Origin of the sequence: Pseudoalteromonas sp. 2CM32C, from assembly GCF_023161925.1 — a bacterium.
In the GTDB taxonomy this organism is placed as follows: Bacteria; Pseudomonadota; Gammaproteobacteria; order Enterobacterales; family Alteromonadaceae; genus Pseudoalteromonas; species Pseudoalteromonas marina.
Genome location: NZ_JALNTI010000006.1, coordinates 208,318 through 229,634, shown reverse-complemented (window position 1 = coordinate 229,634; position 21,317 = coordinate 208,318). Strand labels below are relative to the sequence as shown.

Sequence of the window (21,317 nt, the reverse complement as noted above, 5' to 3'; positions counted from 1 at the left end):
ATTTTTATTATTTAGATAATAACACTAGCTTGGTATTTAAAAAAGGTGAGACACACTGGCTTGTCATGAATATAATAGTGAAAAATTTCAATCCGTTCTTAATAAGGCAAATGTTATGATTATTGGTGTACCTAAAGAAATCAAAAACCATGAATACCGCGTAGGTATGGTTCCTGCTAGTGTTCGTGAATTAGTTAATCACGGCCACCAAGTGATTGTAGAAACAAATGCAGGTATGGGCATTGGTTTTACAGATGAAGATTACACCCAAGCAGGTGCAGACATTTTAGCAACTGCGGCTGACGTTTTTGCAAACGCAGACATGATTGTAAAAGTAAAAGAACCACAAGCAGTTGAACGTGCAATGCTTCGTGAAGACCAAATTCTTTTCACTTACCTTCACCTTGCACCGGATCTTCCACAAACTGAAGACCTTGTTAAGAGCAAAGCGATTTGTATTGCTTATGAAACAGTAACTGACTCTCGTGGTGGTTTACCACTTTTAGCGCCAATGAGTGAAGTAGCTGGCCGTATGTCTATTCAAGCCGGTGCACAAGCCCTTGAAAAGTCTAACCACGGTCGTGGTATGTTACTAGGCGGTGTACCTGGTGTTGAGCCAGCTAAAGTTGTTGTTATCGGCGGCGGCATGGTTGGTCGTAGCGCTGCACAAATGGCTGTAGGCCTAGGCGCTGATGTTGTTGTACTTGACCGTAACATTGATGTACTACGTGCACTTGACGCGCAATTTGGTAATAAAGTAAAAGCTATTTACTCAACGGCTGATGCACTTGAAAGACACGTACTAGAAGCAGATTTAGTTATTGGTGGCGTACTAATCCCTGGCGCTGCAGCTCCTAAGCTTGTAACAGCAGAGCACATCAAAGCAATGAAGCCTGGCGCTGCTATTGTTGACGTTGCTATTGACCAAGGCGGTTGTATTGCAACATCTAAAGCAACAACGCATGCTGATCCTACTTTCATCGTTGATGAAGTTGTTCACTACTGTGTTGCTAACATGCCGGGTGCTGTCCCTCGTACGTCTACATTTGCACTTAACAATGCAACATTGCCGTTTATCATTAACCTTGCAAACAAAGGTTACAAAAAGGCATTGCTAGACGACGCTAACTTCCTAAAAGGCTTAAATGTAATTAAAGGCCAAGTAACGTACAAAGAAGTTGCTGAAGCATTTAACATGGATTACGTTGACCCACGTACAGCGGTTGAAAACGCTTAATTAAGCGTTTGTACCAATAAAAAAAGCAGCTATAAAGCTGCTTTTTTTTTATGTCTAATTTAAATTCAATCTAAATAAACCGTTTAATAATAAAGTCTACTTTTACCCGTTTTGCTTGGCCAAGTAACTTTTTAACTGGCTGAGGGTAATCTTCCATGGTTTCTAGATCGTCTGGCCCTGTTAGTCGGCGACAGTGCTTAAGAATTTCATGCTTTTCGTTATCAATTGCTTGCATAATAGTTTGCTCAGGATCTTCAATTAATATCCCGTTTTCTATGTCTAAGCCCCATGCTCGTGGGTTTAGGTTATGCCCACTCAATAAATGCTTTGATCTATCTGCACATATTCCTTTTAAATGGAAAGAGTTATTGTCGTGTTTCCAAAGGTATACATTTAAGTTACCGTTATCTATATGGCGTTTTTGTGTTTTAACAAATTTATGTAAAATAGTTTCGTATAAATAAGGCAACGCACCAATTTTACTAAACGGCTCACTAGGTGGCATATAAAAATCATTAGCGGTTTTATCACCCACAACAATTGTAATATGTTTGCCTTGTTTCAAAAGCCTGCGTAACGAACGCATAAGCGGCGCCGGGAAGTTAAAGTATGGCGTGTAAAGTACTAATTCGCGCTCTGTTGTATCAAAAAGCGCTTTGATCATACGATTAAGTTCGTTATGACGACGCCCAAGCCCTAAAAACAAACGAATATTTAACGCATTATTGCTTGCTTGCTCAGCCGACTTATAACTTGCAGCTTTTAGATCACGCATTAATTGCTTTTGTTCAAGTTTAAAGTCAATTAATCGCTTGAGCGGACGCGTGTCGATACGAGGCACTGCCACTGAACTCAATAGCTTTGTTTCAATAAAGTCTATTACAGAGTCACACAGGCCTTTTTGCGTAATTAAAAAGTAACGGTCAAGCCTGTAGCGGTCACTGTGCTGTAAATACACATTATTTAGGCTAGCGCCGCTGTAAAGCAACGTGTCGTCTATAACAAAACCTTTAAGGTGTAATACACCAAACAGCTCTTTCGCTTTTACCGGTACACCAAATACTTGTACATTTGATTTAAATTTTTCTAGATAGTCACAGTATAAACTTGCGTTCCCGTCTGATTTCTCAGCACCAATAAGCCCACGCTGGGCACGATGAAAATCGACCAGTACTTTTACTTCAAGTGCAGGGTTGGCTAAAGACGCATTGTGTAATGCCTCTAAAACTTCGCGGCCTGCTTCATCATCTTGCAAATAAAGCGCAGTAATATAAATGCGCGTTTTTGCGTTAGCGATTAAATTAAGTAATTGTGTGCGGTAATCTTGCGCATTGGTTAAGACGTTAACGTCTTTTGAAGTCAACCCAAATGCGGGTTTTTCCTGCCAAAATAACATAGTTGCCTATTCATTTAGGTCACATAATCTATCAGTGACAAATCAAAATTAGGTAAAACATAACAAAAAAAATCAAAGTGGTCATGAATTAACGACGTTTTGTTGCTTGTTAGTCTATTTATTGAGCTAGTTTACCCCACAAGGCATAAAAGTATGTTTGTTTAGTACATAAAAATGAACAGGTTTTCGATTTACTAAAAAAAATAATCTCAGATTTTGTTTACTTCTGCCTTGTTTTTCTTAGAATCGAGCGCATTAATGACCGTATAGAATCGTTTAGGAAAATATCATGACTGAAGCAAAACATAGTAAGCTACTAATTTTAGGCTCTGGCCCAGCTGGTTACACAGCTGCAGTTTATGCAGCCCGTGCAAATTTAAACCCTGTTTTAATTACAGGTATGCAACAAGGTGGTCAATTGACTACTACCACTGAAGTTGAAAACTGGCCGGGTGATGCACACGGTTTAACAGGCCCTGCACTTATGGACCGCATGAAAGAGCATGCTGAACGCTTTGAAACCGAAATTGTGTTTGACCACATAAATAAAGTTGATGTTTCTAAACGCCCTTTCACACTAACTGGCGATCAAGGTACATACACATGTGATGCACTTATTATTGCTACAGGCGCATCTGCAAAATACTTAGGCTTAGAGTCTGAAACAAACTTCCAAGGTCGTGGTGTATCGGCGTGTGCAACATGTGATGGCTTTTTCTATAAAGGCCAAAAAGTAGCAGTAGTTGGTGGTGGTAATACCGCAGTTGAAGAAGCACTATACTTATCTAACATTGCTGATGAAGTCCATGTAATTCACCGTCGCGATAGTTTCCGTAGTGAAAAAATTCTTGCTGATCGTCTTACTGAAAAAGCGGCAAACGGCAACGTGGTAATGCACTACAACCGTACACTAGACGAAGTTTTGGGCGACCAAATGGGTGTAACAGGCATTCGCATTAAAGATGTAGCATCTGATGCTACTGAAGATTTAGATTTGGCGGGTGTATTTATAGCAATTGGCCACAAACCAAACACAGATATGTTTGAAGGCCAGCTAGAAATGAAAGACGGCTACCTAGTTGTTGAGTCAGGTCTTAACGGTAACGCAACGCAAACAAGCGTACCAGGTGTTTTTGCTGCAGGTGATGTGTCTGACCATATTTACCGTCAAGCGATTACATCTGCTGGAACAGGCTGTATGGCAGCCCTTGATGCAGAGCGCTATTTAGACAACCTATAACGTTTATTTTTTATAAAAGGGGCTGAACAATCAGCCCCTTTTTTTACGCCTAAAATATAGTTACACTTTTAAAACAAATTATAAAAAGTAAACATGTTATGACTAACCAGCTATACCAACTAAGTGATACAGATATAGCATTTCCCAATCCAGAATATGCATTAGTTTCTCCAGACGGCCTACTAGCTGTGGGTGGTGACTTGAGCCTAGCTCGCCTTTGCAATGCTTATAGTAATGGTATATTTCCTTGGTTTAGCGATAACGAACCTATTATGTGGTGGTCACCAAGTGAACGTGGCATTGTGGAGTTAAATGAGTTTCATGTTAGTAAAAGTTTACGTAAGCACCTAAAAAAATACCCCGTAACAGTGACAGTTAATAACGCCTTTGTTGAAGTCATTGAAGCATGCCGTGACCAACGCATTGATACCGACGGTACTTGGATCACTACTGATATGCTTAGTGCTTACATAAATGCTCATCATGCAGGCGTAGCGCATAGCTTAGAGGTGTGGCGCAACGGAGAGCTTGCAGGTGGACTGTATGGAATTATGCAAAATGGTGTGTTTTGTGGCGAATCGATGTTTCATCATCAAACTAATTGTTCTAAATTAGCTATGTGGGCGCTTGTGAATTGGTTAAAAAACCATGACGCTCATTTTATTGATTGCCAACTCGAAAACCCATATTTGATGAGTTTGGGAGCAAAAGTTATTCCTCGAACTGATTTTTTAGCTAAACTTAACACTGCACTTACCTATAAAGTTAATCCTACTATGTGGGAACCACAGGAACTTATTGCAATCTATGAATGAAAACCTAACAGCCCGTGTTGGTTTAAGCCAAGAATTTGCGTGTAGTTATCTGCCCAACAGGCGCGAGCAACTATTAGTCATATTAGATCCCACTTATTATTGCTCAGAAAAGTTCGAATCTTTGTTAGCAGTCGGCTTTAGGCGCAGTGGTAACCAAATATACCGCCCTCACTGCCCCGTTTGCAGTGCATGTAACTCTGTTCGTGTTTTAGCGCAAGAATTTATGCCATCAAAATCACAAAAACGTAAACTAAACAAAGCAAAAACACAGTTTACGGTCACTTACTCTACTAGCGAACGAGCAGAGTATTATCCGCTGTACAGTAAATATATAACTATGCGCCATCAAGACGGCAGCATGTACCCACCACAGCCTGAACAATTTCAAAGCTTTTTATTTTGCAGTTGGCTTGAAATTACGTTTATCGAACTTTGGTATCAAGACACTTTAGTAGGTGTAGCTGTAACCGATTGTATGGACAACGCTATTTCTGCTATTTACACGTTTTTTGACCCTGACTTTGAGCACTATAGCCTAGGGTCAATTATGATATTAGAGCAGCTAAAATTTGCTAAAGCGCAAAATAAACAATTTGTGTATTTGGGCTATCAAATTGATGAGTGCACCAAAATGAAGTATAAAACTCAGTTTTTACCCGCACAAAAACAGCTTAATGATGAGTGGGTGGCTATTTAATTTGCAAATATAGCCCCTGCGCCTTTACTTATTGGTGTATTTTGGGCAAAATCTGCAGCGTTTAACTATTAAAGAGGTGTTACGCTAAACATGGCGAAAGAAGACGTAATCGAAATGCAAGGGACTGTCCTTGATACTTTACCAAATACAATGTTCCGAGTTGAGCTAGAAAATGGTCACGTAGTTGTGGCTCATATTTCAGGTAAAATGCGCAAAAACTATATCCGTATTTTAACCGGCGATAAAGTAACGGTAGAAATGACTCCTTACGATTTATCGAAAGGTCGTATCGTATTCCGTGCTCGCTAAGTAAGTGCGTAAACGAGATTTAGTTTTTGGCTAGTGCATAACTAGCTTTAAGCGTTTATTAAATGTAATTGATGGACTTTGACTAGCAATTACATTTAATAAACAAAAAACCCAGCTTTTGCTGGGTTTTTTGTTGCCTAAAATAAAAAATGGCCCGGTATTACAAGCGAGCCATTTAGAGTCTTATGCCGTTTATGCTGGTGTTAAACTACTTTCGTAATCAAAACGGATTTTCTTGTCTTTTACCGACACCTTCACTGTGCCGCCATCAGCCAACTTACCAAACAGTATTTCGTTTGCGAGTGGCTTTTTGAGCTCTTCTTGAATAACACGCGCCATTGGGCGTGCACCCATCGCTTTATCGTATCCTTTTTCAGCTAACCATTCACGTGCCTTAGAGGTCAATTCAAAATTAACCGACTTCTTATCAAGCTGTGCCTGCAGTTCTACAATAAATTTATCAACCACCAACAAAATAACTTCACGTTCAAGATGGTTAAACCAAATAATGTTATCTAAGCGGTTTCTAAACTCTGGTGAAAATGTTTTGTTAATTTCACCCATTGCATCGTGTGTATGATCCTGCTCACTAAAGCCAATTGACTTGCGAGTTGTTTCTTGCACGCCGGCATTAGTGGTCATTACCAGCACAACATTTCTAAAGTCAGCTTTACGGCCATTGTTGTCGGTTAATGTACCGTGATCCATTACCTGCAATAAAATGTTGTAAATGTCTGGATGCGCTTTTTCAATCTCATCGAGTAAAACCACCGCATGAGGGTTCTTAATAACAGCCTCGGTTAGCAAACCGCCCTGCTCAAAACCAACATAACCTGGCGGTGCACCAATTAAGCGGCTAATTGCATGACGCTCAACATATTCCGACATATCAAAACGAATGAACTCAACACCCATGCACTTAGCAAGCTGCTTAGTTACCTCTGTTTTACCAACACCGGTAGGACCAGCGAATAAGAAAGAACCCACTGGTTTTTCTTCACTTGTTAGCCCTGAACGTGACAAACGGATTGCCGATGTAAGTGCATCAATTGACTGATCTTGACCAAACACCAACATTTTAAGATTACGATCAATATTTTTAAGCGTTTCTTTGTCCGATGACGATACATTTTGTGGTGGAATGCGCGCCATTTTGGATATGATCATTTCAATGTCTGACACACCAATGGTTTTTTTACGTTTAGAGCTTGGCTGCAAACGCTGGTTTGCACCGGCTTCATCTATTACGTCAATGGCTTTATCAGGTAAGTGACGCTCGTTAATGTATTTAGCACTCAGCTCAGCCGCAGCTTTTAACGCTTTTTGTGTGTAACGAATACCATGGTGTTCTTCATAACGATCTTTCAGGCCATTCAGAATTTTAGTGGTATCGGCAACACTTGGCTCAAGTACATCAATTTTTTGAAAACGACGAACTAATGCACGGTCTTTTTCAAAAATATTTTTATACTCGTTGTAAGTTGTTGACCCCATACAACGGAGCTTACCACTTGAAAGTAATGGCTTAAGTAAATTAGAGGCATCCATAACCCCACCTGACGCAGCGCCTGCCCCAATGATGGTATGAATTTCATCAATAAATAAAATAGAGCCTGGTTTTGCTTGTAGCTCTTTTAATAAACTTTTAAAACGTTTTTCAAAATCGCCACGGTATTTTGTACCAGCAAGTAATGCGCCCATGTCTAACGAGTAAACCACTGCATCTGCAATCACTTCAGGAACTTGCTCGTTAACAATACGATAAGCTAACCCTTCAGCAATCGCTGTTTTACCCACACCCGCTTCACCTACAAGCAATGGGTTATTCTTTTTACGACGACACAACACTTGTACCGCACGTTCAACTTCACTGTCACGGCCAATCAATGGATCAATATTACCATCGCGTGCTTGTGCATTTAAGTTAGTAGTGAAGCTGTCTAGCTTGCTGACCTCTTCATTTTGAACTTCTTGCACTTCTTCGTTTATGTCGTCCGTATCGTCGCCTAAATCATCATCGGTTTTTGAAATCCCATGAGAAATAAAGTTAACAATGTCTAAGCGCGAAACATCATTTTTCTTAAGCAGATAAACGGCTTGGCTTTCTTGCTCAGAAAAAATAGCAACCAACACATTTACGCCGGTAACTTCGTTTTTACCTGATGATTGAACATGAAACACCGCACGCTGTAATACTCGTTGAAAACCAAGCGTAGGTTGTGTTTCACGCTCTTCTTCTAAATCGGGGATAACTGGTGTTGTTTCATCAATAAATTCAAGCAATTCGTATTTTAAACCTGAAATGTTAACACCACACGCATTTAGCGCTTCTGAAGCAGAAGGGTTATCTAATAGCGCAAGTAAAAGGTGCTCGACAGTCATAAATTCATGACGGCGAGTGCGCGCTTCACGAAACGCGGCATTTAATGTAAGTTCTAAGTCTTTGTTTAGCATTGGCAACCCCTTACTGAGATAATAATGTATACCACAACAAACAGGTGTGTGATCACCCTAGTTGGTATTTATTCCTGCTCACAACTACAAAGCAGCGGATGCTCGTTATCACGCGAGTAGCGGTTAACTTGTTCAACTTTGGTATAAGCTACATCAGCGCTGTAAACGCCACAAATGCCTTTACCTTTTTCGTGAACTTGAAGCATCACGTCGGTTGCTCTATCGCTATCCATATTAAAAAACGTCGTTAAAACTTCTATTACAAAGTCCATCGGCGTGTAATCGTCATTATTTAAAACAACTTTGTATTTCCGCGGCGGCTGTAGCTTTTGCTTTTCACTGTCGCGAACTGTATCGATAACACCTGAATCTTTCATACCACTCATAATTAAATATAGTCTTGTCTTAGGAACTCAAGCAAACTTGAATAAAAAATAAATAAAATGTTAAAAAATATCTCAAAAAGCTTGACTGATTGATTAAATAAACTACAGTCAAACATAGATTGATTAATCCTTAATCAGTCTAGCAAATAATATGGTTTAGAATAACTAAATTAGTCAACTTATTGAAGGATGTAGAAGTATGGCTTGTGGTAAAGTTAAATGGTTTAACAATGCTAAAGGTTTTGGTTTCATCGTTGAAGACGGCTGCGAGAATGATATTTTCGCCCATTACTCTACAATTGTAATGGACGGTTATAAAACGCTTAAAGCTGGACAAGATGTAACATTCGAATTAGAACAAGGCCCCAAGGGCTTGCACGCTAAAAATATTGCCTTAGACGGCGACATTTTAGAGTGACGGTTGTTTTATTCGACTAAAGCGAGCGACCTATTAGGCTCCTCGCTTAATTCCTCACACTTCTATTTACCCTTCATCGATATAAATTGTTTCTTTTTCTTTATTTTCAACCCTTGTCCTTGATTTTATTTCATATACCCCAATATTCTAAGAGTTAACCGTTTAACTGCTTGTGAGCAGGCTCAAACTCTAGCCCTTTGTATTCAAGCTTGTTACACTCTTGATGCTAAAAATTTACGCAAAACATAGCAATTAGCTCAACTTGCTGAGCACATAAAATATACTAGTCTAAAGGCTAATTTATTTTTATTATATTTTTAGCTATAAATATGACCACAGTTCGTCAGGTGTGACTATTCTGCTTTAACTGTAAAGCTACACGAGTACCAACACCTAACAAACTATTCATTATCTGAACGTATGTATTAAAACACTATGGTATGTACTCTTTCAGCTTTAATGATTTCTTTGCATTGTTGAATAAGGCCAAATGGCCGACTATCTAGGAATGATGATGACATCAAAAATTATCTATACAAAAACGGACGAAGCTCCGGCACTAGCAACTTACTCGTTGCTACCGATCATCCAAGCATATACAAATGCAGCAGGTGTTGAAGTTGAAACTCGCGATATCTCATTAGCAGGTCGTGTAATTGCTAGCTTCCCTGATTATTTAACAGAAGAACAACGTATTGGTGATGCACTTGCTGAACTAGGTGAGCTTGCAAAAACACCTGAAGCTAATATCATCAAACTTCCAAACATTAGTGCTTCAGTTCCACAGTTACGCGCTGTGATAAAAGAGCTTCAAGCAAAAGGCTATGCCCTTCCAGATTACCCTGTTGAGCCTAAAAACGACGAAGAAAAAGCAATCCAAGCTGCATACGACAAAGTTAAAGGTAGTGCGGTAAACCCTGTATTACGTGAAGGTAACTCTGACCGTCGTGCACCTGGTTCTGTAAAAGAGTACGCACGCAATAACCCACATTCAATGGGCGCGTGGAGCAAAGACTCTGCCTCTTACGTTGCAAGCATGAGCGAAGGCGATTTCTTTGGTTCAGAGCAATCAACAACTATCGAAGAAGCAACTGACGTACGCATCGAGCATATTGCTACAAACGGTGATACAACTGTTCTTAAACAAAGCACACCACTACTAGCTGGTGAAGTAATTGATGCTTCTCGCATAAGTGCTGCTAAGCTACAGGCTTTTTTAGCTGCTGAAATTGATGCTGCTAAAGAAAAAGGCGTTTTATTCTCGCTTCACATGAAAGCAACAATGATGAAAGTGTCTGACCCAATCATATTTGGTCACGCTGTCAAAGTATTCTATAAAGACGTATTTGCAAAACACGGTGATCTTTTTGAAGAGCTAGGTGTTGATGTTAATAACGGTTTAGGCGATGTTTACTCTAAAATTCAAACATTAGACGATGCTAAACGCGCTGAAATTGAAGCCGATATTCAAGCTGTATATGCTGAGCGCCCTGCTATTGCTATGGTTGATTCTGACCGTGGAATCACAAACTTACACGTGCCAAGTGATGTGATCATCGATGCATCTATGCCTGCTGCAATTCGTTCAAGCGGTCAAATGTGGAACAATGACGGTAAATTACAAGACACAAGTTTTGTAATTCCTGATCGTTGTTACTCTGGCGTTTATCAAGCAACTATTGATTTTTGTAAAGAACACGGTGCGTTTGATCCAACGACAATGGGTAGCGTTCCAAACGTTGGCCTTATGGCTCAAAAAGCAGAAGAATACGGTTCACACGACAAGACGTTCGAAGCAAAAGCAGCGGGTACTATTCGTGTAGTTGATACAGCAGGTAATACTCTACTTGAGCACAGTGTTGAGCAAGGCGATATCTGGCGTATGTGTCAGGTTAAAGATGCACCAATCCAAGATTGGGTTAAACTTGCTGTTAACCGTGCACGTGCCACTGGCGTTCCTGCTATTTTTTGGTTAGACGAAAATCGTGCACACGATGCTCAGCTAATCAAAAAAGTAAATAAATACCTACCAGATCACGACACAGCTGGCCTAGATATTCAAATTTTAGCCCCACTTGAAGCCACTTTATTCTCTTTAGGTCGCATTAAAGAAGGTAAAGATACTATTTCTGTAACAGGTAACGTACTACGTGATTACCTAACAGATTTGTTCCCAATTTTAGAGCTGGGTACAAGTGCTAAAATGCTTTCAATTGTTCCACTTATGAACGGTGGTGGCTTATTTGAAACTGGCGCAGGTGGTTCTGCACCTAAGCACGTTCAGCAGTTTGAAAAAGAAAACCACTTACGTTGGGATTCTTTAGGTGAGTTTTTAGCACTTGCAGCATCACTAGAGCATTTAAGTGTAACTACTGGTAACAACAAGGCTCAAGTACTTGCAGATACGCTTGATAAAGCAACGGGTACTTTCCTTGCTGAAAACAAATCGCCTTCACGTAAAGTTAAAGAAATTGATAACCGTGGTTCTCATTTCTTCTTATCTTTATTTTGGGCTCAAGAACTTGCTAAGCAAAATGACGATAGCGAACTTAAAGCACAGTTCACTCAAATTGCGAGCGATCTAGAGGCAAATAAAGACGCGATCGTAAACGAATTAAACGATGCTCAAGGCCCTACTGTTGAATTAGGTGGTTACTTCCAGCCTAATGACGCAGCCGCTTTTGAAGCAATGCGTCCAAGCACTACATTTAACGATATCCTTGCTAAATTAGTGTAATAAATAGTAAAAATAAAACCGCTTACTTTTAAAGTAAGCGGTTTTTTTATGCCTATTAAAAAAGGCCGCTTAATGCGACCTTTTAAAGTTAATATCAACTCGCTTTATCAAATCCCAATTGTCGGGTTGATATAACGCCCACTATTTACTTAGTGTAAGCTCTTGGCATGTTTGAATCAGTAGTATAACGGTCACGTAATTTATCTTGGCGAGACTGTGTAGACACCTCCGTGCCATTAATAAACATACGACTTACGTTACTGCTTATTTCAAACGGATCATTAGTCCACATCACTACATCAGCGGCTTTACCCACCTCAATACTGCCCGCATTAATACCGAATACGTCAGCAACATTTGATGTAACAGCTTTCAGTGCACCTTGTTGGCTCATGCCATAAGATACAGCGTTCCCTGCGTCATAGCGAAGCTGATAAATATTGTGACTTGCATCTCCACCAACCGTTAAAAGTACTTTAACACCAGCTTTTTCAAGTAAACCTGCATTATTTAAGTTAGCGTGTAAAGAATCGAAGCTTCCTGGTAAGTTGTCCATAGCGCTAATAATTACTGGGATATTAGCTTTAGCAATATGCTCTTTAACAACAACGGCATCTTGTGCTCCACTTAGTACTAAGTTAACACCAAATTGCTCTTTCACTTTAATAAGCTCAATAATATCAGCAGCACGCGAAACGCTTATAACCAATGGCATGTCGCCAGAAAGTACTTTAGCCATTACTTTGTCTTCAGTACTTGGTTTATCGTCGTCTTTTTTATCTTTTTTGCTTAATTTGGTTTGATGAGCATCTAGCTTATTAATTAATGTTTGCAGTGTAAAAGCACGCGAGCCTTTTCTTCGCTCACCTAAATGCACAACTAACGCTGCTTGTTTTTGAACGTCGCTTTCAAGGCTGCCACTTAAATCAACCACACTAGCCAAACCTGCAAAAATACTATCGCCGCCATAAGGGGTAATTACATCTCGTGTAACGCCGCCTTTACGTGCATAAGGTATTAAGCTTGAATGTGCGTTATATGCAAGGCTCACATCAAAATCTATACCTGCTTTGTCGTCACCCGCATCGCGAGAGCCTGCAACCGCACCCACTTCAACTAAACCAAGTTGGTTATTGCTTGCAATAAAACCAGGAGTAACAATTTTACCATTGGCATCAATAATTTCATCAGCACTTACTTCTGCCGGGTTAATAGCTGTAATTTTCCCGTTATCCATAACAATGCTTGCGCCTTTTAATACGCCTTGCTCTGTTGATGTATGGATAGTTGCATTAATAATAGCCAATGACTGTGCGTTTACAGCACCAGAGGCTAGTAATCCGGCAGCAACCAGAGATAGCGAAAACGAACGTGATAAATTTTTCATTCTGGGTGCTCCTTATTTTTGACCTAACATAAAATCACTGGTTGCCTGATAAGTGCTATCGTTTCTATCGTAAACTTTTGCACCATCAACAAATACTTGCTCAGCTTTTGCGTAAACGCTAAACGGGCTCTGGTTCCAAATAACCAAATCGCCTTGTTTACCTGCCTCTAGCGAGCCTGTCTTATCGTCAATACCTAATGATTTTGCTGCGTTAGTGGTGATCCACTTAATTGCATGCTCTTCTGAAATATCAAAGCCATTTTCATTAGCACGATACATTACTTTAGCCGCTTCTTGATTTAAGCGTTGAATGGTTGTGTCTGAATCTGAGTGAACAACGGCACACGAGTTTTTAACCGCATCAACAATGGCAACGTTTTCTTGAACCATGTCGTAGGCTTCCATTTTAAAGCCCCACCAGTCTGGCCACAATGCAGCACACGAGCCATTATCAGCTAACAAATCTGCAATTTTGTATGCTTCAATACCGTGATGGAACGTACCCGCGTGATAATTAAATTCTTTAGAAAGATCAATCATCATCGCCATTTCTTCGGCTTTATAACAATGATTGTGGATCATTACTTCGCCTTCAAGAACGCCACGTAATGTATCGTACTTTATATCTCGATTCGGGGCTTCAGGGTTTTTACCTTCTGCGTATTCTGTATCGTACTTATCCCATGCTCGCTTATATTCTTGCGCGCCAATCCACGCAGTGCGGTAACCAGCCATATTACCCATACGTGTTGAAGGCAATACGCCTTTACGACCATATACGCGTTTTGGGTTTTCACCACATGCCATTTTTAGTCCATACGGTGCATCAGGAAATTTCATCCCTTGCATTGTATGCGCAGGCACGTTTTTAAGTGTTACACCACGTCCGCCAAATAAATTAGCTGAGCCTGGTAAAATTTGAAGAGACGTAATACCGCCTTCGCGCGCACGGTTAAATCCTGGATCTTGCGGCCAAACAGAGTGCTCTACCCACACTTCGGCCGTATTTGGGCTGGTCATTTCGTTACCATCTTGATGTGATTCTACCGATGGATTTGGATAGGCACCCAAATGTGAATGAACATCAATAATACCTGGTGTTACCCATTTACCTTGTGCATCAATCGTTGTGTCTGCTTTTACAGCTAAGTCTTTACCTACTTGCTGTACTTTACCATCGACCAATAGTACATCAGCGTCATCTAAGCGTTCGCCAGTCCCTGTAAGAACAGTCGCGTTTGTGATGAGTGTGCTTGTTGTAGAGATTGGCGTGTAAGTACTTGGGTATGGGTTTTTGTTAATAGTAATCTTATCATCTTGCGGGCCATTTTCTTGGCAACCTACAAGTGCAGCGGCTAAGCCAACTGCTAATAAAGAGGGAGCAAATTTATTCATGTTGTTTGGTTCTCCTGTTTTTTTAATACTTTAGCGAAAGCTTGGGCATAAAGCTAAAAAAACAGGTGAAAACGCGGTAAATTAAGATGAATTTACGTGATTATTTTTTTATATAATTGTTATATAGCTTTTCTAGTGCGCCCTCTGTGGTGAGGGACGGATCTTTGCTGATAAAATGTTTGACCGTGCGAGTTACAAAATCTGAATTTTGCTTATGTAATTTAGAAAAATCTTTAATAAGAGTATTACCATCTTTAGCCGCTGTTACCTTGTCGTGGCGATGACGGTACTGACTAAGGGCTTTGTTAAAATCGCCGTTGTAGTCTTCAACTAAAATTTTATAAAAGTCACTTTTTTGCACATTTAAAGAGGTAATGCAGAAATTCAGTGCGTCTTTAAAATCGGTAAAAACGTTACCTTCTACATCAAACTCTTTGGTTTTTTCGCGCACTGTGACACGTGCCTCTTCAGTGGCGTAACTAAAACCTGTAAATGCCAATCGCTCTGCGGCTTCTTTTCCTAATTTCATACCGGCCTGAATACTGTGAGCAAACTCATCACTCATGTCACTTAATTCGTTTTCTTCCCACATATTGTAGACACGCAGTGCTTTGGCATATTTATTAGACAGCTTTTTTTTAATTTTGGTAAAGCGCTCGTCAATCGTCATTAGTCGTTCGTTATGTAATAGCGCATAACATTCATAACAAGCAGGAATTGAAATAAAGTCGGCATCCTCGCCTAAATCAATAATACTTTGCAGCATATGAAGAGGCGGACAATGATCGCGTTCAGTTGCTTCGCAGCCACAATAAAAACACTGATTAAAATGTTGTTGTTCGCAGGCATAGGCTTGTTGGTAATAACTGGCTAACGCTTTACTCACTGTTTATCCTAAAAATCTACACATCAATTTATGGGGCGATAATACCAGCCTAAAAAAATATGTCAGTATCAATAAATTATTTTTATGAAAGTGTGTCAAAAAACACACTTAAAAATATGCTTTTTCATAAGCCTATAAGTAAGTGTGTACATTAAACATACTTGCTTACAGCTTGTTGCGTTTGGTTAACAGCTTTTTTAATTAATTAGTTTAATAATTAGCTTGCAACCGCAAACAACGAGGAAAAGTAAAATGAATACATTTAAAACAGCATTATGTACAACACTTGTAATTGGTAGTGCAGCATTAGCAGCACCTGTATCAGCAACACAATTTGTAGCAGCCGACTCAACGCCAGGCACACAAATTTGTATGGCTGTTGCGTCTAATAAAGCATATGTACTACGCAAAACACAGCAGTCATTGAACGTTAAAAAAAGCATTATCAGCAATAAACTAACGTGTAATAACTTACCTATGGGTGATTTTGTAGCGCGTTATAATTTAGATAAAAGTGCTAATTACTTAAATATTGAAAGCAGTACTCGCACTTCAATTAAAGATTTAGCAAAGGTGTCATCACCTGAAATCGTTGTTATTTCGTCTCCGCAATAACATGTTTAAACGTTATAGCTAAGCAGGCATAACTATAACCTGCTTAGTTTTATTTTTAACTTTATTGCTTAAAGAACACCCGCAATTAAACCAAATAAACCGCCAAATACTCCACCCCAAACAACTAACCAACCTAAGTGCTCGCGTATCATTGTTTGAATTATTTCTTTCACCATTTTAGGGGTTAATTCATCAAGGCGTTCATCAACAAGTTTAAGAACTGTGCTGTGCAACCCTTGAGCACTATTTCCTTGTGAAAGCGTTCGCGTTACTAACGCTTTGAAGTCCTCTGTTTGAGAAATTTGTGCCAACGAAAGTTGCATTTTTTCAATAAATTTTTCACGCATTGGCTCTATTGCAGCAGTGCCTCCAAACATACCCAACATGCTACCAAATTGCGATTGCTCTATAACCTCGAGTAAATTATCGAAAGCTGGATTTAAATCAACATTACTAATGATCGGTTCAAAGTCGATATTAGGCTGCGCCTTGTTGAGTAAATTATTAATTTTTTGTTCGGAGAAAAACTCAGTGAGTATTAGGTTTCGTATAGCAACTTTAAAGCTCTCAAACTTGAGCGCAATAACACCAGACCCATATAAAAACGGCACCTTTTCAAATAGCATATGAATAGCCAATAAATTGGTCACTGCGCCAGAAAGTGCAAATAACCCCACCGACAAAACTACTGGCTGATCAAATATCAATCCTGCAGCTACACAAATACTTGCTAGTAAATTGGTTATAAAACTTTTGTTCATTTTTACTCCATTACAGTTAGCGTCACTTTGTGCGACACATTCGCTAATTTTACAACGTTTAGTTTGTTAAATTAATCCCTTTTTGCCATAGTTTAAGTGTCTGTATAAAATACGAGCAACTATTATGTGGAAAGCAATTAACGAGCACATTAGCCAAGCTACAAATACTGACTTTAAACACACACAAAAGCGACAACTGCAAAGCACAACAACCGATAAATATTTTCATATAAGCAATGGCACACAAAGCTACTTTGTTAAAATTGCGCTCAAAAGCGAACTTGAGCGATTAGAAAGTGAATCTAGGGGCTTACAGATGCTTGCTAATAATAGTTATTTTAATGTTCCAACCTGCATTACATCAGGTGCTAACATTGAATTTTCATTTATCGTACTTACCTGGTTAGATCTTGATGAGCAGCCCTATTGCCAATGGCAAAAAATGGGCACTCAACTAGCGCAAATGCACCAAAAGCATGACCAGGCAATGTTTGGCTTTGATATAGATAATCACTTAGCTACCACAGTTCAACCAAATCGTTGGCACAAAAAGTGGGATGTATTCTTTGGCGAAGAACGCATAGGGTGGCAATTACAACTATTAGCCGAAAAAGGCATTAAATTTGCCAATCCCGAGCACATAATTAATGAAGTTAAAGCACAACTACATAGTCATGTTGTGAGCCCATCTTTGTTACATGGTGATTTTTGGCGAGGCAACTTGGGCTTTTTAAAAGAAGTACCGACCGTATTCAATCCCGCTTGTTATTATGGTGATCGGGAAGTGGATATAGCAATGAGCGAGCTATTTGCGCCACTACCCGATGAATTTTATGTTGCCTATAATAAGCAATATCCTCTTCTACCAAGCTATCAAAAACGTAAACATATTTACCAACTATACCCTATTTTAAATCATGCAAATATTTTTGCTGGGCACTATCTTACTGAAGCTAAACAACATATAGATAAGCTTATGCAATAAGTGTAAATAAACTGTCATAACACGCTAAACAGACTATATTTAAAGGGTTCTAAGGAGTTCAGTTTTACGTCATTAAGCCGTGGTTAGAATAAAAACATTCCAAGCTCTGCTTAAGTTATTTGTATTTGGAGTGATTATGAAAGACTTTTTATCACAACGTATTAGCTGCCCGTTTTGCGGACACCACATTCATTTGGATTTAGATGCCAGCATGGGCGATCAGGACTATATTGAAGACTGCACTGCCTGTTGCAACCCAATCCATTTAAATATGCACATAGACCATGCAAACAATAAATTAGAGCTACACGTAGACAGTGACGACGAACAAATTTTTTAATTTTGATGACGCAGGTAGTTTTCTACGGTGTTAACAATAGTGTAAGTTTGCTGATCGACCTCTATATTTAGCTCATCACCCACTTGCGCTTTACCTAAGTTTGTAATTGCTAATGTTTCTGGGATCAAATGCAACCAAAAGCCCTGCTCGTCAATCTCGCCTACTGTTAAACTAGCACCATTAATGGCGACAAAGCCTTTGTACAATACATATTTTTGCCACTTTACCGGTAAACTTACCTGAATTTTGCAGTTGCTTTGAGTATTAATTATTTGATTTATTTTAGCCGAACAGTGAATGTGTCCCGATACAATATGCCCACCCAGTTCTGTGCCAAAAGTAACAGAGCGCTCGTAATTTACTAAACTGCCCAGCTCAAGAAGCCCTAGATTAGTTAATTGAAGTGTTTCGTCAATCACGTCAAAGTGAACTTGCGCGACTACATCTTGGTTACTTAGCTCAACTTTTACTACTGTTAAACAACACCCATTAATCGCAATACTGGCTCCTAAATCTAGGTGTTTAACGTAGTCATCGCTCACCGACACCACTAAACGTAACACACCCTCATTATGGGTTTTAGACACCACAGTAGCTTGAGTTTGTACTATACCTGTAAACATAAAATCTCGTTAAGTTATGACAAAGTAATAGTTTAACGTATCGAATTATAAAATCATTCACTCCTTAGATTTTTATTTCAAAGACAATAGATTACAATTACAGCCTTACTCATTAAATAGCTGTTTTTATGACCTTTTGTAATTGGGAAGCTAAGCGTTTACTTTCTCTCGCGCTGCCTGTTTTTTTAGCACAAGTTACCCTTATATTAATGTCGGTGGTCGACACCATAATGGCAGGTCAGGTCAGCCCTACCGACCTAGCTGCGCTTTCTATTGCTACTGGTATTTGGAACCCACTACTTTTAGCGTTGCAAGGTATTTTGTTAGCACTAACTGGCATAATTGCACAATTTGCCGGCGCCAATGACAAAAAAGGCATAAGCCACTATTTTCAACAAGCTTTATATTTAACCGTTTTACTGTGTATTACAGGCTTTAGTATTGCCTACTTGGCCAACATTATTATATTACAGCTAGATACAAGCCCGGCTATTGCGAGCCTCGCTTTCGACTATATTCAATTTGTTAAATGGGGAGTGTTTGGATTTTTAATTTTTACAACCTACCGAAACATGACCGAAGGCATGGGCATGACAAAACCGGCCTTTTATATTAGCTTACTCGGATTAGCCGTTAATATTCCTGCTAACTACATTTTCATAAATGGTTTATTTGGCCTTCCCGCCTATGGCGGAGCTGGCTGTGGTATAGCAACAGCTATTGTTTTAACAGTGATGGCATTAGCGCAGGTCACTTATTGCCAAATGAGTAAAAAGATAGATGCCAAAGGGCTGCTCACACCGTTTGAAAAACCAAATATAACAACTATCGCCACTATTACAAAATTAGGTATTCCTATCTCTTTGGCTACTTTTTTTGAAGTAACACTTTTTGCATGTATTCCACTCTTTATTGCCCACTTAGGAGCGGTTGCTGTATCAGGGCATCAAATTGCAGCAAGTGTTACCGCGTTACTGTTTATGATGCCGCTAAGCCTCTCTATTGCCATTAGCATTCGAATTGGTAACTTGTATGGCCAGAATAAGTTTGAACAGTTAAAAATAGCCGTATCGACAAGTTATCTACTGGCTATATTAATCGCACTGTTCTTAGCATTCATAACATTTATAGGTCGTGATGTGATAAGCCAGCTATACACAGACAGCCCTGCGGTTATTGCCCTTGCGACCTCAATTATGATTTTAGCCTGTATTTATCAACTACCCGATGCCCTGCAAGTTGCAGCAAATGGCATTTTAAGAGGATTAAAACACACTGCCCCTATTTCTTACATCACGTTTATTTCGTATTGGTTAATCGGCTTTAGCTTAGGCTACGTATTGGCAAGAACAGATATAATTGTGCCGGCAATGGGGCCGCACGGATTTTGGATTGGTATAATTGTCGGGCTCACCGTTGCAGCCATTTTGTTAATGATAACCGTTAGTAAGCGCTTTAAACATGAACCATTTATTAGCCAACAAGCTTAATTTAAATAACATAAAGCAGTTAGTATTAGTATGCGTGTTACTAATACTACCCGCTACTATGCTAAGTGCTTGCACAGAGGCCCCCAGTAATACAAACAACACCTATATAAAACGCCTTGAAAATATAACCGACAACAAATCAGAAGACCTCCCAGCGCTTAACTCACTCAAATTAAACCCGTTAAACGAACTCAACAACAATAAAATAACACTGGGTATAGTTGAGCTTGCAGGAATAAGCAGTTGTAACTTAAATGTGGTTATAAGTGAGCACAATAACCAACTAGGTAAAACGGCAACCGCTGCAGGGCGTTTAAAATATCAAATAGACTTTATTCAAAACGCCAACAGCTGCTTAGCCTCCCTCGATGAATCCTCAGTAACGTATAAAAAAATACATGAAGCAAAAAATCAAAAACAAGCTGATTTACTATATTACTTTAATGCAGCCCTTATTGAGGAACCAGAGCTCAACCGCACGTGGTCACTAACCGCTTCAGAATTAAGTAAAGAACCCGCAGGCTTTAGCGACACAATTGAGGCTATGCGTAAACTTACTGCTATTAAAGCGCAATTAGCTCAGGCTCAATTTGACAAAATAAACACAGATGCAATATACCAAGCACTCGAAACGCTTAATAAATATAGGTTTAATCAATCATTAATTAAATCTGTCAGGCAACAAATAAGGCTAAATAAAATCGCCACGGGGTTGGTGCATAACATCAATTTAAGCACCCTATGCCCAGTGGGTAAAAACAAAGATAAAGCTAAAATAATGAATAATATATTTCAAAAGTTCTATCTTTCACAAATTCAGCCTTACCAAGCACAACTCATTGGTTTTCTTGAAGTGCTTCAGCCTTTATTAAATCAACTGTGGTACCAAGAAGGTGTAACAACTAATGAAATTAATCAGCTGATTAAAGCAAACTCAAATACCAATTTATTAAATCAATTGAAAAGCTCAGCTAAACAGCATGTTATTTGGTGGCAAGAGTTTTATAAAACGTGTGAAATCAGCCCAATATGAATAAAAAAACGGCAAATAAACCTAAAAACACGAAACGTGCTTGATTCGACCTGCCCCACGCTATATATTAGCGGCCGTTGTTAAGCAATTAACTTACTTAAATATAGTAATAC

General features: G+C 39.3%; 20 protein-coding genes. 12 read left to right on the top strand and 8 right to left on the bottom strand.

Annotation, left to right across the window (positions count from 1 at the left end):
• The first annotated feature begins 115 nt into the window (after positions 1-115).
• Positions 116-1,237, top strand: a complete 1,122-nt coding sequence (gene ald, locus MTF67_RS13000) for an alanine dehydrogenase (RefSeq protein ID WP_248519745.1) — start codon at positions 116-118, stop codon at positions 1,235-1,237.
• Positions 1,238-1,307: 70 nt separating this feature from the next.
• On the opposite strand, the gene pssA is transcribed toward ald, so the two are convergent.
• Entirely contained in the window at positions 1,308-2,633 is a 1,326-nt protein-coding gene (gene pssA, locus MTF67_RS12995; RefSeq protein WP_248519744.1) for a CDP-diacylglycerol--serine O-phosphatidyltransferase, read from the bottom strand.
• Between the two features lie 289 nt (positions 2,634-2,922).
• Between pssA and trxB the strand changes: the two genes are divergently transcribed.
• From trxB to infA, 4 genes are all read left to right on the top strand, one after another.
• Complete coding sequence (gene trxB, locus MTF67_RS12990; RefSeq protein WP_006792874.1) at positions 2,923-3,873, top strand: thioredoxin-disulfide reductase; 951 nt, start codon at positions 2,923-2,925, stop codon at positions 3,871-3,873.
• Positions 3,874-3,971: 98 nt separating this feature from the next.
• Positions 3,972-4,688: a leucyl/phenylalanyl-tRNA--protein transferase gene (aat, locus tag MTF67_RS12985; protein ID WP_248519743.1), complete on the top strand. Its 717-nt coding sequence runs from the start codon at positions 3,972-3,974 to the stop codon at positions 4,686-4,688.
• A complete protein-coding gene (locus MTF67_RS12980; protein WP_248519742.1) occupies positions 4,681-5,385 on the top strand; it encodes an arginyltransferase in 705 nt (234 codons plus the stop codon). The genes aat and MTF67_RS12980 overlap by 8 nt, the downstream gene beginning before the upstream one ends.
• A gap of 90 nt (positions 5,386-5,475) precedes the next feature.
• Entirely contained in the window at positions 5,476-5,694 is a 219-nt protein-coding gene (gene infA / locus MTF67_RS12975) for a translation initiation factor IF-1 (RefSeq protein ID WP_002962494.1), read from the top strand.
• A 192-nt stretch (positions 5,695-5,886) separates the two neighbouring features.
• On the opposite strand, the gene clpA is transcribed toward infA, so the two are convergent.
• A complete protein-coding gene (gene clpA / locus MTF67_RS12970; protein ID WP_010556376.1) occupies positions 5,887-8,148 on the bottom strand; it encodes an ATP-dependent Clp protease ATP-binding subunit ClpA in 2,262 nt (753 codons plus the stop codon).
• 68 nt (positions 8,149-8,216) lie between these two features.
• Positions 8,217-8,525, bottom strand: a complete 309-nt coding sequence (gene clpS, locus MTF67_RS12965; RefSeq protein WP_021032429.1) for an ATP-dependent Clp protease adapter ClpS — start codon at positions 8,523-8,525, stop codon at positions 8,217-8,219.
• A 208-nt stretch (positions 8,526-8,733) separates the two neighbouring features.
• On the opposite strand from clpS, the gene cspD reads away from it, so the two are divergent.
• Both cspD and MTF67_RS12955 read left to right on the top strand, forming a co-directional pair.
• A complete protein-coding gene (cspD, locus tag MTF67_RS12960) occupies positions 8,734-8,952 on the top strand; it encodes a cold shock domain-containing protein CspD (RefSeq protein WP_006792879.1) in 219 nt (72 codons plus the stop codon).
• Positions 8,953-9,466: 514 nt separating this feature from the next.
• Positions 9,467-11,689 carry an NADP-dependent isocitrate dehydrogenase gene (locus MTF67_RS12955; RefSeq protein ID WP_248519770.1) on the top strand — a complete coding sequence of 741 codons (2,223 nt, stop codon included), beginning with the start codon at positions 9,467-9,469 and terminating at the stop codon, positions 11,687-11,689.
• 145 nt (positions 11,690-11,834) lie between these two features.
• Here the strand turns inward: MTF67_RS12955 and MTF67_RS12950 are convergent, their stop codons facing one another.
• The 3 genes from MTF67_RS12950 to MTF67_RS12940 form a co-directional block, all read right to left on the bottom strand.
• Positions 11,835-13,076 carry an amidohydrolase family protein gene (locus MTF67_RS12950; RefSeq protein WP_243530728.1) on the bottom strand — a complete coding sequence of 414 codons (1,242 nt, stop codon included), beginning with the start codon at positions 13,074-13,076 and terminating at the stop codon, positions 11,835-11,837.
• Between the two features lie 12 nt (positions 13,077-13,088).
• A complete protein-coding gene (locus MTF67_RS12945; RefSeq protein ID WP_248519741.1) occupies positions 13,089-14,471 on the bottom strand; it encodes an amidohydrolase in 1,383 nt (460 codons plus the stop codon).
• Between the two features lie 100 nt (positions 14,472-14,571).
• Positions 14,572-15,357 carry a hypothetical protein gene (locus tag MTF67_RS12940; RefSeq protein ID WP_010556372.1) on the bottom strand — a complete coding sequence of 262 codons (786 nt, stop codon included), beginning with the start codon at positions 15,355-15,357 and terminating at the stop codon, positions 14,572-14,574.
• Positions 15,358-15,609: 252 nt separating this feature from the next.
• Between MTF67_RS12940 and MTF67_RS12935 the strand changes: the two genes are divergently transcribed.
• Positions 15,610-15,972: a DUF3718 domain-containing protein gene (locus MTF67_RS12935; RefSeq protein ID WP_039037130.1), complete on the top strand. Its 363-nt coding sequence runs from the start codon at positions 15,610-15,612 to the stop codon at positions 15,970-15,972.
• Between the two features lie 68 nt (positions 15,973-16,040).
• On the opposite strand, the gene MTF67_RS12930 is transcribed toward MTF67_RS12935, so the two are convergent.
• Positions 16,041-16,733, bottom strand: coding sequence for a hypothetical protein (locus MTF67_RS12930; RefSeq protein ID WP_058428799.1), 693 nt, complete (start codon positions 16,731-16,733; stop codon positions 16,041-16,043).
• A gap of 124 nt (positions 16,734-16,857) precedes the next feature.
• Between MTF67_RS12930 and MTF67_RS12925 the strand changes: the two genes are divergently transcribed.
• Together MTF67_RS12925 and MTF67_RS12920 are read left to right on the top strand one after the other, a co-directional pair.
• Positions 16,858-17,718, top strand: a complete 861-nt coding sequence (locus tag MTF67_RS12925; protein ID WP_248519740.1) for a fructosamine kinase family protein — start codon at positions 16,858-16,860, stop codon at positions 17,716-17,718.
• Positions 17,719-17,854: 136 nt separating this feature from the next.
• Positions 17,855-18,058 carry a CPXCG motif-containing cysteine-rich protein gene (locus tag MTF67_RS12920; protein ID WP_008128431.1) on the top strand — a complete coding sequence of 68 codons (204 nt, stop codon included), beginning with the start codon at positions 17,855-17,857 and terminating at the stop codon, positions 18,056-18,058.
• Here MTF67_RS12920 and MTF67_RS12915 read toward each other — a convergent pair.
• Positions 18,055-18,681 (bottom strand): riboflavin synthase, encoded by a 627-nt coding sequence (locus MTF67_RS12915; protein WP_058428797.1) that lies wholly within the window; start codon positions 18,679-18,681, stop codon positions 18,055-18,057. The two genes, MTF67_RS12920 and MTF67_RS12915, sit on opposite strands and share 4 nt — an antisense overlap.
• 128 nt (positions 18,682-18,809) lie before the next feature.
• On the opposite strand from MTF67_RS12915, the gene MTF67_RS12910 reads away from it, so the two are divergent.
• Both MTF67_RS12910 and MTF67_RS12905 read left to right on the top strand, forming a co-directional pair.
• A complete protein-coding gene (locus MTF67_RS12910; RefSeq protein ID WP_248519739.1) occupies positions 18,810-20,171 on the top strand; it encodes an MATE family efflux transporter in 1,362 nt (453 codons plus the stop codon).
• Entirely contained in the window at positions 20,143-21,204 is a 1,062-nt protein-coding gene (locus MTF67_RS12905; RefSeq protein ID WP_248519738.1) for a DUF3080 family protein, read from the top strand. Before MTF67_RS12910 ends, MTF67_RS12905 begins: the two co-directional genes overlap by 29 nt.
• Positions 21,205-21,317 lie beyond the last annotated feature (113 nt).